Raw genomic sequence first — 13647 nt, forward strand, 5'->3', positions numbered from 1 at the left:
TATATCCTATTTCATCAATTTTATAAATTCATCAAATATTATTTCTATATCATGTGGTCCAGGACTTGCTTCCGGGTGACCTTGAAAACCCAATGCCGGTTTTTCCTTATGTCTAATGCCCTGAAGAGTATTATCAAATAATGAACGGTGAGTGATAGAAAGACAGTCAGGTAAGCTCTCTTCATCCACTGCAAAACCGTGGTTCTGACTGGTTATAAAAACACGTTTTTTCCCTTCAGTTTCAATGACAGGATGATTGGCGCCATGATGACCAAATTTCATTTTTTTGGTTATTCCACCACACGCTAAAGCCAAAATTTGAAAACCTAGGCAAATGCCAAATAAGGGAATATTCTGCGCCAAAAACTCTCGGGTAGCCTGAATTGCATAATCACAAGCCTGTGGATCTCCAGGACCATTAGATAAAAATACACCATCAGGATTCATTGCCAAAACTTCTGCTGCCGAAGTTTTTGCCGGAACTAAAGTTAAATGGCAACCTTTGTCATGTAAAATACGTAAAATATTGTGCTTTACTCCAAAATCATAAGCAACTACATGAAATTTTTGGGGCTGTGAGTCTTTCCCCCACTCGCCTTGGCCATCATGCCAACGTTCTATAGTTTTTCTAGAAACTTCTAGGGCTAAATCAACACCCTGCAATCCAGCAAACGATTTTGCTTTTGCTAAAACCGCTTTAGGGTTTTCTACATCGGTACTGATGCAAGCACCTATGGCACCGTGTTCTCGTAAACGCAAGGTCAAATCTCGAGTATCAATTCCAGCAATCGCAACCACGCCATTTTTTTTGAGCCAATCTGGAAGAGATTGTTCAGCGCGATAATTACTATGGATTATTGAAGAATTACGAAGTACTAGTCCTGCAGCCCAAACTTTATTTGACTCCATATCTTCATGCGTACATCCAGTATTTCCTACATGTGCTGTAGTCAAAGTAATGATTTGTCGTGTATAAGAAGGGTCAGTGAGCATTTCCTGATAACCCGTCATAGAGGTATTAAAAACCAACTCTCCGACACAATCGCCTGTTGCTCCTACTGAAATACCTTCATAAACAGTTCCATCGGCTAATACTAAAATTGCTGGTTGGTTCATCATGGATCTACTCTATTAGTCTGGTTATTCAATGTGTTTTTTAGTAGCCTTAATGAATCTGTAGCCTGGAGGAAGCGAAGGAGCCCAGAATGTTCAGATCAATTCGGGCTAGGTTCGCTTCACTCGGGCTACGATGACTCCTTTTTATAAGAGTCATAACGATAACAAATCCCTTGGTCATCAAGCTCAAAAAATACACATTTAGATAAATGTGAGCATTGTAACTTACTTAGTTCAAAATTTCATGTCTTCAAAGAATTTTTTCACACCTGCAAACCAGGAATTTGAGCGTGGAGAGTGTTTTCCTTTGGCATTTTCCAATGATTCTTGGAATTTAGTTAATAATTCTTTTTGCTCTCGTGATAAATTCACGGGAGTTTCTACCACGACTTTACATAATAAATCGCCCTGACCATGCCCCCGTACCGACTTCATCCCCTTGCCTCTTAAACGAAACACTTTACCGGTTTGCGTTTCTTCAGGGATTTTTAAAGTAACTCGTCCTTCAAGGGTTGGTACTTCAATGGAACCACCCATTGCAGCGATTATAAAGCTTATGGGTACTTCACAATGTAAATCATTTTCATGACGTTCAAAAATGGTATGTTTTTTTACGTTGATTTGTACATACAGATCACCAGGGCCACCACCATGCATGCCGGCTTCCCCTTCGCCGCTTAAACGAACGCGATCACCGTTATCTACACCAGCAGGAATTTTAACAGTTAGTTTTTTACTTTCACGAACTCGACCTTGACCATGACAATCTGGACAAGGATCAGAAATAATTTTTCCTTCACCATGACAACTAGGGCAGGTTTGCTGAATAGAGAAAAAACCTTGTTGAATTCTGACTTGTCCCATACCATTACAGGTTTCACACGTTTTAGGTTGGGTTCCTTTTTTAGCGCCACTACCACTGCAGGTAGAACAAGCGCCATGTCTAGGAACTGTAATTTGCACCTCTTTACCTAAAGCCGCTTCCTCGAGCGTTAATTGCACATTAAATTGCAAGTCAGCGCCTCGTTGACCACGAGATTGCCTTCCAGCACCCCGTCCCCCAGAAAAGATATTTTCAAAAATATCCTCAAAAACATCACCAAAACCGCCAAAACCACCACCAAAACCTTGTCCGCCTCTCATAGAAGGATCAACACCTGCATGACCAAATTGATCATAGGCAGCACGTTTTTGTGGATCAGAGAGAATACTGTAAGCATTTTGAATTTCTTTAAATTTTTCTTCTGCAGCAGAATCACCAGCATTGCGATCTGGGTGATACTTCATTGCCAACTTGCGATATGCTTTTTTAATTTCGGCATCACTTGCAGTTCGACTTACTTCTAAAAGTTCATAATAATCCTGCTGTTCCATAACTACTCACAATATTAAAAATATAAAACTGACAATGTAGCCTAAGCATAGCGAAGCGGAACCGGGGATTTCTAGAATAAACTTTAATCCCGGGCCCCGCTTCATTATGCCCAGGCTACAAAGCACCTAGGCGACTAAGTCACGATAACAATTATTTTTTATCGTCTTTAACCTCTTCAAACTCAGCATCAACAACTCCTTCATCAGTTTTAGCTGACTCTTGAGTATTCGCTTGTTCTTGCTGAGGAGCCTCACCTTGTCCTGATTGTCCTTCAGATGCTTTTTTAGCATAAACTCGTTCAGCCATTTTACCAGAAGCATCGTTTAACACTTTTAATTTCTCTTCAATTTGTGCTTTGTCAGTGCCCTGAATCGCTTCTTTTAATTCAGCAATTGCTGTTTCTATGCCTTTCTTCTCATCTTCCGCAAGTTCAGCCTCCAAATCTTTCATTGATTTTTCACAACTATGAATCAAACTGTCTGCCTGATTACGTAACTCTGCCATTTCTTTAAATTTCTTGTCTTCTTCGGCGTGCGATTTAGCATCTTTTATCATTGCATCTACTTCTTCGTCACTCAAACCACTTGATGCTTTAATAACGATGGATTGTGCCTTACCAGTAGCTTTATCTTTGGCAGAAACATTCAGGATACCATTAGCATCGATATCAAAAGTTACTTCAATTTGTGGTACGCCACGTGGAGCAGGAGGAATATCACCTAAATCGAATCGACCTAAAGATTTATTCGCTGATGCTTGCTCTCTTTCTCCTTGGAGTACATGCACAGTCACGGCTGTTTGGTTATCATCTGCAGTAGAGAACACTTGATTGGCCTTAGTCGGAATTGTGGTATTTTTCTCAATGAGTTTGGTCATTACACCACCCATAGTTTCAATACCTAAAGACAAAGGAGTTACGTCAAGTAACAGAATATCTTTTACTTCACCAGATAAAACTGCAGCTTGAATAGCAGCCCCCACAGCAACGGCTTCATCGGGGTTAACGTCTTTACGTGGTTCTTTACCAAAAAACTCTTCTACTGTTTTTTGTACTAAAGGCATACGTGTTTGACCACCAACCAAAATGACTTCGTTAATTTGTGATACGTTCAATCCAGCATCTTTCAATGCGATTTTGCAAGGCTCTACTGTACGCTCAACCAATTTCTCAACTAAAGACTCAAGTTTAGCGCGAGTTAATTTAATGTTTAGATGTTTAGGTCCAGAAGCATCAGCGGTAATGTAAGGCAGATTAACATCTGTTTGTTGTGCTGAAGAAAGTTCAATTTTTGCTTTTTCAGCAGCATCTTTCAATCGTTGTAATGCTAATGGATCATTGTGCAAATCAATACCTGTGTCTTTTTTGAATTCAGAAGCAAGGTACTCAATCAACGCCAAGTCAAAGTCTTCTCCGCCTAAGAACGTATCACCATTTGTTGCGAGTACTTCAAACTGATGTTCTCCATCAACTTCTGCAATTTCAATGATCGAGATATCAAAAGTACCACCACCAAGGTCATATACAGCAATGATTGAATCACCGCGTTTTTTATCCATACCATAAGCAAGAGCTGCAGCAGTAGGTTCGTTAATGATACGTTTTACTTCAAGACCAGCAATACGACCCGCATCTTTAGTTGCCTGGCGTTGAGAATCATTGAAGTAAGCAGGTACAGTAATTACCGCTTCTTTCACTTCTTCACCAAGGTAATCTTCTGCAGTTTTTTTCATTTTACGTAATACTTCAGCAGAAACTTGTGGTGGTGCTTTGTCCTGACCTTTCACACGAACCCAAGCATCGCCATTGTCTGCTTTAACGATCTTGTAAGGAACCATTTTGATATCTTTTTGCACAACCGCATCTTCGAAACGACGACCGATCAATCGCTTAATCGCAAATAAAGTATTATCTGGATTGGTTACTGCTTGACGTTTTGCAGCTTGTCCCACCAATACTTCACCATCATCAGTAAAAGCGACGATGGAAGGCGTTGTGCGGTGACCTTCACTGTTTTCGATTACCTTAGGTTTATCCCCTTCCATCACCGCAACACATGAGTTGGTGGTACCTAAGTCGATTCCTATAATTTTAGCCATTCTATTCTTGCTCCAAAGTAGTAGTTTTCTAATGCAATGATTCTTATATGGGGCATAGCCTGCCAATTTCAACCCACAGAACTTACATTTTTATTTTTTTGACACAACCACACGTGCAGGTCTAATCACTCGATCACTTAGTTTGTATCCCTTTTGGAATACTGCTAATACTGTATTAGGTTCTGCACCGGGTACATCTTGCATCGACATTGCTTCATGAATCTGTGGGTCAAAAGGCATACCCATGGGATCAATTTGCTGAACCTCAAATTTTTTCAATACATCCATAAAAAGTTTCAGAGTTAATTCTAAGCCTTCACGCATTGCTGCATCTTCTTCTTTAACAGCCAGTTGTAAAGCTTGTTCTAGACTATCGATTACCGGTAATAAATCCGTAATTATCTTCTCAACACCATAGCGATGAGCATTGCTTACTTCGCGATCAGCACGACGACGAACATTGTCCAATTCAGCCTGAGCACGAACTGCTTTTTCCCAATTTTCATGAGATTGCTGTTCCGCAAGAGTCAGCTTTTCACTCAACTCAATGTAACTTGGATGAGCTAAAGAGGGTTCTGAGTGGTCTATTTCTTCAGATAAGTCTACAGTGTCTTCTGAATTTTCAACATGTTTTGATTCATTCTCTTCTTTAAATTGATGCCAATTTTTATCTTGTTTTTTACTCATGCAATTACTCCTTTTCAACAGCTTAGCTATGTGAAAACCAGAGATGGGGGCACCTAATAAGATTTCAAGGGTTATTAAATTTTTATTGCAACAAATTAATGTAAATCACAGCGATACAAACCTAAAAAGTATTTCCCCCCCTGATTTTATTAATAAATAACCAGGTACTTTATTCCGAATCGCTGATTAATGCACAGATTACGCAACTAAAAGCGCTTCAATAATGCATTTGATTTTATTATTTTTATCCCGAATGGAATTTAATAATTCATTAAGGTTAATTATTGTACAATATTAGCATCAAGTATTGAATTTAATTTGGACTGAGTTCCAGTTGTATCGAGGAAACCAAAATGCCAAAAAATCATAAAAATTCGAAAAAAAAACCTGAATATATTGCACAGGATCAAACAATTGTTTCATTAAAGTCTAAAGATGAACTTTTAACAAAACAAGAAAAAGAAACACTTAATCAAATTTATAATGAATCCGTAATGAGGCTGGAAAGAACTCTATACTTATTAACTCAACTCCAAGATTATTTAAATAACTGTGATCAAGGGATTAAACATCAAAAAAATATAAATATTAAACAGATGTTCATTGATGATCATGCCCCTCCTAAAGTTTTACATGCTTTAAGAATGTTAAAAAGACATTTTTATGTTCCCATTACTGGTGGTCATTCTATAAATAATATTCTTGAAAACATTGAATCAATTAAAAATAACCTACTCAAAACTTATAAAGGATTAAACAGGCAATTAAACATCTCTCTTGAAATAATGGATCACAAGCCCTTGCAGCATGAAATCGCGGCATTCGAAGAAAAGACTTATGTACTGGTAAGAGCAAATAATCAGTGGTATCTATTTTATTTTGAAAATAAGAACGATAACCCAGTAGAACACAATATTGATGAGCTAATTCCTCAAATTAACACACAATCAACGGTTGATGGCGCAAAACTGAATTATCATTTATTACTTAGAGACTTAATGCTTTATCATGCCAAAAATGTGGAGTCTAAGCCTAATAAGGTGTATATCAGTAATATCAGACAGTCCTTATTAAATAATCCTAAAAATACAGTCGTTGGATATGTTTTTGGTCATGAGGTAAAGAGTGATTTGGGAGAGGTATTATTCGTAAGAGACTATTTTGGTCCAATCCATATTGATTATCGAATGCTTACAAACCATCCTTCCAAGGCTTTAGCAACATTGCTCCATGAGTCTTCACATCGATATGGTTTTGTGAATGATAGAGGATATTATCATGGTCAAAAAAAAGTAAAAAACAGTACTGAGGAACGCCCTTATCCGGAGGATTTTCGATTGTTACCCAGAACGACTCAAGTAGAATGTTCTAGAGTTACAGCAAGGGCAATTAATAATGCAGATACCTATTCCTTTTTTGTATTAGATAATACTGACTCTCATGAGCTATATGACAGAGATAACTTACCAGATTGGTATGATACCAAAAAAGAAATTGCTTTACCTGAAGAGAAAAAACCCTTTTTTTCTAAGAGCTCTTTGATAAAATTTTCCATCTTTGCCGTAGGTACTCTCTTTTTGGGCGGTGTCGCGTATGCCAAACGAGATACAATAGTGTCTATGGTGAAGGATACAATGGAAAGTCTTAGTGATTTTACCCCGAGCAAAAGTTAGTAATGACTTCAAGAACCTCATGACAACAGAGGTTGTCATGTGCTTTGCTCCATTATCAAGTATACTCCCTCTCCCATATGCCCCTCAAAGCTCCTAAAGTTTCTATGCATATAGACAAGATGGATAAAAGCTTTATCATTTAAGGTCAGGTTCGCTTGCAGTATGTGTTCATTTATTCCATACTTAGACTCAAAAAAGTTACATAGGTTTTTTTATGCAAAAATGGTCGCCTACGTCTTGGCTCCAGTACTCGTATTTACAAGCTGCAACTTATTCTGATGAAGAGCAGTTAAATAAAATTGTAGAACAACTGAGCCTTTTACCTCCTCTGGTTACCAGTAGTGAGGTAAAAAATTTAAAAAAAGAAATTGCACGTGCTGGACGTGGGGAAGCGTTTATTCTTCAAGGCGGCGACTGCGCCGAATCATTTAATGATTGTCGTTCAGAAATTATTAGCAATAAATTAAAAATCATTTTACAAATGAGCTTGATTTTATTGCACGGGTTACGCAAACCCATTATTCGGGTTGGGCGAATTGCTGGACAATATGCAAAACCCCGATCTTCCGATTATGAAACACTTGAGGGAGTTACTTTACCAAGCTATAGAGGTGATTTGGTTAACTCCCCTGAATTTACTCAGGAAGCACGGGAACCCAATCCTAAATTATTATTGCAGGCTTACAACTGCTCAGCCATCACTTTAAATTTTATTCGTAGCTTGCTCGACAGTGGTTTTGCCAGTCTTAATCATCCTCAGCAATGGGACTTGGGTTTTGTTGAACATTCAAAACAAAAAGATGAGTATCAAACCCTGGTTAAATCAATTGGTGATACCTTGGACTTTTTAGATACCATTGGTGGAATACAAGCCAGTAATTTAGCTAAAGTAGATTTTTACACTTCTCATGAAGCCTTGCATTTACATTACGAACAAGCATTGACCCGTCAAATGGAAGATGGCTTATGGTATAACCTCTCTACGCACTTACCCTGGATTGGTATGCGCACCGCACAAGCTGACAGTGCACATTTGGAGTTTTTGCGTGGTGTCGAAAATCCCATTGGGATCAAAATTGGCCCAGGAGCTACTCCCGAATGGTTAGAAGAAGTATTAAATCGCGCAAACCCTCAGCGTGAAGAGGGACGGCTTTTGTTGTTCACTCGACTGGGAGCACGACACATAGATAAACTGCTTCCTCCACTGATTGAGGCCGTGAAAAAAACAAAAATTCCAGTGACCTGGTCTTGTGATCCTATGCATGGAAATACAGAAACTACAGTGGATGGTATTAAGACCCGTCACTTTGATAACATTCTCTTAGAGCTCAAACAAGCGTTGGAAATTCATCGCAATATGGGTAGTTATCTAGGTGGCGTTCATTTTGAACTGACTGGTGATAACGTTACGGAGTGTATTGGTGGCGCTCGCGGATTATCAGCGGATGATCTGAAAAAAGCCTATCATAGTTTGGTTGATCCACGGCTTAATTACGAACAATCAATAGAAATGGCCATTCAATTGAGTAGACAGTTTAGAAATGAATAACGCTAAACGCCCTCAAGTAATACATCAAGATCAAGAGAAGAACGTTTGCCAAGGTCATTCGCATGTTCTGAGAGAAAAGCGTCAGCAGCTTGACGTCCCTCATCTCGCAGCATAAGTAAAAAGTCCCATTCTGCATTGAGTTTGGAGGAATAACCAAGCTCAAGCATAATATCGCTGCTCACCCGATGTATCCGCATACCAGCCCATTTTGCCCCTTCAGAATCTTGTGGATGCGCCAGCTGCCGTAATAAAGCAATCATACGAAGTTCCTTAAGTAACACAGCATTAAACGAAACTTCATTCAGACGATTAAGAATAGCCCGTGCTGACTGAGGAATATCTGGGCGTGCGACAGGATTAATTTGCACTAAAATTGTATCATTTGATTCACATTCGCGAACAAGCGGTGTAATTGTGGGATTCCCTGAGTATCCTCCATCCCAGTAGTGCTCTCCATTGATCTCCACTGCCTTAAAAAGAGTAGGCAGACATGCGGATGCAAGAAGAACATTAGGCGTGATTTCGTCATTGCGAAAAACTCTTCCTCTGCCAGTACTCACGTTTGTCGCAGTAATAAATAATTTGATCGGACTGCGTGATAATATTTTGAAATCAATGGTGTTCACCAAAATAGTATGAAGTGGATTCACTCCGAATGGATCAAGATCATAGGGTGAAAACAATCGAGACATGATATCCACGGTCATGAAAAAAGGAGAATAATCGAGCGACCACTGGCCCAATAGAATATCAAGAGGACTGCGTTGTAAAAGACTAAAACGTGCCGCTTCAGAGACATTCCTCCAGAACAACTCGAGCATATCGCGTGCTCCCTCAGAACCCCCTTTGGTATAACCATCGGCAAGGACTGCTGCATTCATAGCTCCAGCAGATGTACCCGAAATACCATCGATTCGTAGCTTCTTTTCTTCTAATAAACGATCCAGCACGCCCCAGGTAAATGCTCCATGAGCACCGCCACCTTGTAGTGCTAAATCAACAAGAACATCATTAGTTATTCTTTGAGAGTGCGTCATGGTGTGTGACATCCGTTTCTATTGAGAGAAGACTCCTCTTTTTAACATAGAGGGTAAGTCAAGAAAATTCAAATCCAGAGAACTATAAGATCCCTAGATAAAGCGTGTACTATGAGGTAGTGGGTGCCTAACTGCTTACAGGATGATATGTTTTTTGGTCACAAACTCATTAACAGGCTTAGCTTGATTTTTTCAAACATCGTGCGACAATCGGCGCATAATTAATTCAGCATGAAAAATAAGAGGCCGAATTGCTAACTCACCATCAAACCTCAAACGCGCAAGTTAAGTCGCCTACGGTTCTTCACGAAGAAAACATATTAAAAATCGATAACTTATTACAAAAAAATGTAACCATTGGCAAAGAAATCCATACGGTTCAAGAATGGCTAAGCATGCCAAATATTTCTTTGCGTGCGGGTTTTCAAGCGGCAGCCATTGCGGCGTTCCTAGAAGATCAATTGTTTTTTCTAGAACGTTTAAATCAGTATCTTACTTATCTAAAAAATTATATTGAATTGAGCAAAGCCCAAGAAGAATTACTTGATTCAGATGATGAGCTCCAGAAATTTTTGCAAGAAAAATATCAATCCCAAGCAGAGCAAGCACTCCAACAAGCCTTTTCTCTTCTTAATGAGATTTGGACAGAATGTATTAATGAAACAGGCAGCTTTCATCTAAATATATCATTGTCTAGTATTTGGATCGCAAACTCAGGATTTGAAAGTGCTGCAAAAGAAGGTAAGAAAATAATTGAACAAATTTCCACTGAACTGCAATTATTAAATCATCTAAAGGTAAGGAAGCGATTAATCGATATCCCTAAAAGCTACATTGAATCGTTGAAATATCCAGAGACAACCCCTGAGAAATTAATGCTTGATACAATAAACAATGCAAATCTCATTTTAGCCAGAATTCTTCCAAGCCTCCTCGGGGATGAGGGAATTCAGCAAGCCAAGACAGGAGAGAAAGCGTTCAATGAAGCCGTAACGAAATGGGAGAAAGTAAACTCGTTAATGGCTCCTGAGCCGTGGGGACCAAGGCAAGCACTTTTAGCAAAGAAAATGAAGAATGTTGGTAGGATCATTTATGAGTGGGCCGAAGAGCATTCACATTCGGGAAAGCAAAAAAAATCACAGGTGAGTTGTTCTGTGGACCCTCTATTATCACCTCGATATCAAAGTAATTCTAGAATAGCAGAAAAGCCAGAGGCTAACTCTTTATTAACATCATCATTTGGTACTAAAGCCGGTGATCCCTTGCCAAACAAATCAAGAAAAAGAATATCATTAAATCTTAATTTTTTGAATTCACCAAGGCACCAAGATAACTCTAAAAAATTAAAGGAGGTTGAGAATGGTTCTTCATCATCCTTTTCACAGAATTCTGAAGAAAAATCGGTTGCGCTTCAGCCTCGCCCTTCTTTTTCTCTTTTTTCGCTATTTTCTCATAAATCGGAAAAATCCACATTCCCCACTCAGGAAGAATTAGAACATGCCGATCAATTAAGAAAATTAACACGTCCCCAAACCCAATCAGATATTGACTTATATCATCAACTCATTGAAAAAGTGCATGCTCTTAAAGACAAACGATATCAGAAACTAAAACAAGCAGTAGAAGAAGAATACTCTGTTTCTTTCCACAAAGAGTCTCATGTTATGATGGATTTTTCAGAAGATTGTGTGCCATCTAGTTTAAGTAAATGTTTGACACAATAATTTCCCAAGTTCAGGCTACCTCTAAATGCTTAACGGGAATTTAATAAGCAAAATCACTTCCCTATTAAATTTTTCTGTACATTTGATAGGGAGGAATAAATGAGCGACAGCCCTAGTTTTTTTCCAAAATTTAGTTAAAGTAATTTTTTAATCTGAAATTAGTTTTGTCTCAGGATATATATTATTAAAGGAGTAAAAACATGAAGGCAAGGAAGTTGCCAAGACTGTTGCAAGGATTCACATTAGTCATATACCTATCTCCTCTTACAATTGGTTATGCGGCTCAACAACAGATTCTATGGGGAACAGTGGATGATCCTGCATCATTATTAGAAAATTTTCCCTGACACAAGCAACACCTATTTCACCAGGGCTACAGTTACCTACAAATTTATCCACTCAAAAAAATGCGATTAATACCTTACAATTTGTCGGCGGTGACATTGATGCCTTTCAAGTAAGTCATATTCGTTATAATCAATGTTATGGGGGGGTACCTGTTTTTGGCGCACAAGTCATTTATCATATCTCACCACAAGCTAATCCAACGGTAACAGGCCTATTAATTGATGATATTGCTCAAGATATTCCTAATTTAGAGGGTAAAATTTCAATTGCACAAGCAGAAACGATAGCAGCAGCCGGAAATCCTGTTACTACAGGTATTAATACGAAAAAAATTATTTATTTTGATAAAAATAGTTCAAGTAAAGCAATTCTTGCTTATCATATTTCTTATTTGCAAAAAACTTCCAGTGGGCCATCAATACCCTCTTACATTATTTGATGCGAATAAAGGTACTGTACTACAACAATGGGACGCGCTCCCAAAGTCTGAGTTAGGCCAAGGTCCGGGTGGAGTTACTTTTAATAATTCACCTTATCGCCAAGGATTTTATCAATTCGGTAATTTAGAGACCAATACTAATGCATTAGGCAAATCTGATATTTTGTTGCAAAACAATGGATGTACTATTTCTAATAATCTATTTCGTGTAATAAATTTAAAAAACCAGACTGAAACACAATTGCCTTTTGACTTACCAATTTTAAAGACACATTGGGTTGCTCAATTAGAATATTCTCATAACTTCTACAACAATCATGCACACGCGAATATTGATCATCGAATTATTACTTTTAATAATCCCAAAGGCCTTTATAGTTCTTCTTTAAGTGGTAATGAAATTACTGTAGGAATTAAGTATCTCTTTTGTTAACATTTAAAGAGAAAACCAGCCAGAGCGCTATCTCCCTGCTTGTAGGCCTGAGTACAGTAAGACCCAGGCAACTTGATATCATTATTGATGATAATAAGGGCTAAATTCATGAACAGCCTCAATCATAGCCGCAACATGCTCTGGAGGCACATCAGGAGTGATACCATGTCCGAGATTGAAGACATGTCCCGAACCTGCTCCGAAAGACGCCAACACCTTCTTTACCTCTTCTCGGATACATTGTTTAGAAGTCAACAACACGCAGGGATCAAGATTCCCCTGTAATGCGACTTGATTGCCGACTCTCCGACGCGCTTCCCCCAAGTCACAGGTCCAATCGATACCCAAAGCATCACAACCCGTACTAACCATTTTTTCCAACCATTGCCCCCCACCTTTGGTAAACAAAATAACGGGAATGTTAGGGTAATTCGCTTTAATTTGCTGCACAATCTGCTGCATATATCCTAAGGAAAATTTTTGATAATTCTCTGGTGTTAAAATTCCACCCCAGGTATCAAAAAGCATAACTGAATTAACACCCGCCTTAATTTGCTCCATAAGATAATCTGCTACGGATACTGCTAACTTATGCAGCAACATGTGAGCCGCTTCATTTTCGGTGTAAATTAAATGCAAAATACGCTTAAAGTCTCTGGTACTTCTCCCTTCAACCATATAACACGCCAAAGTCCATGGACTGCCTGCAAAACCAATCAAAGGAAGCTCTTTTGGCATTTCTCGACGGATTAGTCGTACCGCATCCATTACATAAGCTAAAGAATCTGCTTCTGGGATTTGCAAATTGGCAATTGCTTGTATCTCGTGCAAAGGTCGCTGAAAACAAGGTCCTTCGCCCTCGGCGAAATACAAACCTAATCCCATTGCATCTGGAATGGTCAAAATATCAGAAAATAAAATAGCAGCATCTAAAGCATAACGACGTAAAGGCTGCAATGTAACCTCGCACGCAAGCTCGGGATTCTTACACAGACTTAAAAAATCACCCGCCTGTTGTCTTGTCTTTCGATACTCAGGTAAATAACGTCCTGCTTGACGCATCATCCATACAGGAGTTCGTTCTACAGGTTGTCTTCTTAAAGCACGTAGGAACAAAGATTGATCCAAATCATACATCGTGTTATCCCAACATCATCAAAATACGCTAA

At 38.8% G+C, this 13647-nt stretch carries 12 protein-coding genes; 6 read left to right on the forward strand and 6 right to left on the reverse strand.

The features are described from left to right. Nucleotides 1–6: 6 nt before the first annotated feature. The 4 genes from carA to grpE form a co-directional block, all read right to left on the reverse strand. On the reverse strand, nucleotides 7–1119 hold the full coding sequence (carA, locus tag ACWTEW_RS31565) for a glutamine-hydrolyzing carbamoyl-phosphate synthase small subunit (RefSeq protein WP_454781925.1): 1113 nt from the start codon (nucleotides 1117–1119) through the stop codon (nucleotides 7–9). Nucleotides 1120–1350: 231 nt separating this feature from the next. Beyond that, a complete protein-coding gene (gene dnaJ, locus ACWTEW_RS31570) occupies nucleotides 1351–2490 on the reverse strand; it encodes a molecular chaperone DnaJ (protein WP_454781926.1) in 1140 nt (379 codons plus the stop codon). Nucleotides 2491–2641: 151 nt separating this feature from the next. Then, on the reverse strand, nucleotides 2642–4588 hold the full coding sequence (gene dnaK, locus ACWTEW_RS31575) for a molecular chaperone DnaK (RefSeq protein ID WP_454781927.1): 1947 nt from the start codon (nucleotides 4586–4588) through the stop codon (nucleotides 2642–2644). A gap of 90 nt (nucleotides 4589–4678) precedes the next feature. Continuing rightward, the gene (gene grpE / locus ACWTEW_RS31580; protein WP_454781928.1) at nucleotides 4679–5275 is read right to left on the reverse strand and encodes a nucleotide exchange factor GrpE; all 597 of its coding nucleotides are present in this window, start codon (nucleotides 5273–5275) and stop codon (nucleotides 4679–4681) included. Nucleotides 5276–5628: 353 nt separating this feature from the next. Between grpE and ACWTEW_RS31585 the strand changes: the two genes are divergently transcribed. Then, nucleotides 5629–6948, forward strand: a complete 1320-nt coding sequence (locus ACWTEW_RS31585) for a hypothetical protein (protein WP_454781929.1) — start codon at nucleotides 5629–5631, stop codon at nucleotides 6946–6948. A gap of 214 nt (nucleotides 6949–7162) precedes the next feature. Then, complete coding sequence (locus ACWTEW_RS31590; protein ID WP_454781930.1) at nucleotides 7163–8497, forward strand: 3-deoxy-7-phosphoheptulonate synthase class II; 1335 nt, start codon at nucleotides 7163–7165, stop codon at nucleotides 8495–8497. A 2-nt stretch (nucleotides 8498–8499) separates the two neighbouring features. Here ACWTEW_RS31590 and ACWTEW_RS31595 read toward each other — a convergent pair whose 3' ends face one another. Continuing rightward, nucleotides 8500–9534 (reverse strand): patatin-like phospholipase family protein, encoded by a 1035-nt coding sequence (locus ACWTEW_RS31595; RefSeq protein ID WP_454781931.1) that lies wholly within the window; start codon nucleotides 9532–9534, stop codon nucleotides 8500–8502. 251 nt (nucleotides 9535–9785) lie between these two features. Between ACWTEW_RS31595 and ACWTEW_RS31600 the strand changes: the two genes are divergently transcribed. The 4 genes from ACWTEW_RS31600 to ACWTEW_RS31615 all read left to right on the forward strand — a co-directional run bounded on the left by ACWTEW_RS31600 (nucleotide 9786) and on the right by ACWTEW_RS31615 (nucleotide 12478). After that, nucleotides 9786–11258 (forward strand): hypothetical protein, encoded by a 1473-nt coding sequence (locus ACWTEW_RS31600; protein WP_454781932.1) that lies wholly within the window; start codon nucleotides 9786–9788, stop codon nucleotides 11256–11258. A 200-nt stretch (nucleotides 11259–11458) separates the two neighbouring features. Next, the gene (locus tag ACWTEW_RS31605) at nucleotides 11459–11605 is read left to right on the forward strand and encodes a hypothetical protein (protein WP_454781933.1); all 147 of its coding nucleotides are present in this window, start codon (nucleotides 11459–11461) and stop codon (nucleotides 11603–11605) included. A gap of 95 nt (nucleotides 11606–11700) precedes the next feature. Next, nucleotides 11701–12045 (forward strand): hypothetical protein, encoded by a 345-nt coding sequence (locus ACWTEW_RS31610; protein ID WP_454782064.1) that lies wholly within the window; start codon nucleotides 11701–11703, stop codon nucleotides 12043–12045. Then, nucleotides 11978–12478 carry a hypothetical protein gene (locus ACWTEW_RS31615; RefSeq protein ID WP_454781934.1) on the forward strand — a complete coding sequence of 167 codons (501 nt, stop codon included), beginning with the start codon at nucleotides 11978–11980 and terminating at the stop codon, nucleotides 12476–12478. The genes ACWTEW_RS31610 and ACWTEW_RS31615 overlap by 68 nt, the downstream gene beginning before the upstream one ends. Nucleotides 12479–12559: 81 nt before the next feature. Here ACWTEW_RS31615 and hemE read toward each other — a convergent pair whose 3' ends face one another. Then, entirely contained in the window at nucleotides 12560–13615 is a 1056-nt protein-coding gene (gene hemE, locus ACWTEW_RS31620; RefSeq protein ID WP_454781935.1) for a uroporphyrinogen decarboxylase, read from the reverse strand. Nucleotides 13616–13647: the final 32 nt, after the last annotated feature.

The sequence above is a fragment of the Legionella stuttgartensis genome, from assembly GCF_977063405.2.

What these genes read in the sequence shown, in the direction of transcription:
- carA (WP_454781925.1), bottom strand. Translation starts at nt 1,119, where the DNA reads ATGATGAACCAACCAGCAATTTTAGTATTAGCCGATGGAACTGTTTAT.
- dnaJ (WP_454781926.1), bottom strand. Translation starts at nt 2,490, where the DNA reads ATGGAACAGCAGGATTATTATGAACTTTTAGAAGTAAGTCGAACTGCA.
- dnaK (WP_454781927.1), bottom strand. Translation starts at nt 4,588, where the DNA reads ATGGCTAAAATTATAGGAATCGACTTAGGTACCACCAACTCATGTGTT.
- grpE (WP_454781928.1), bottom strand. Translation starts at nt 5,275, where the DNA reads ATGAGTAAAAAACAAGATAAAAATTGGCATCAATTTAAAGAAGAGAAT.
- ACWTEW_RS31585 (WP_454781929.1), top strand. Translation starts at nt 5,629, where the DNA reads ATGCCAAAAAATCATAAAAATTCGAAAAAAAAACCTGAATATATTGCA.
- ACWTEW_RS31590 (WP_454781930.1), top strand. Translation starts at nt 7,163, where the DNA reads ATGCAAAAATGGTCGCCTACGTCTTGGCTCCAGTACTCGTATTTACAA.
- ACWTEW_RS31595 (WP_454781931.1), bottom strand. Translation starts at nt 9,534, where the DNA reads ATGACGCACTCTCAAAGAATAACTAATGATGTTCTTGTTGATTTAGCA.
- ACWTEW_RS31605 (WP_454781933.1), top strand. Translation starts at nt 11,459, where the DNA reads ATGAAGGCAAGGAAGTTGCCAAGACTGTTGCAAGGATTCACATTAGTC.
- hemE (WP_454781935.1), bottom strand. Translation starts at nt 13,615, where the DNA reads ATGTATGATTTGGATCAATCTTTGTTCCTACGTGCTTTAAGAAGACAA.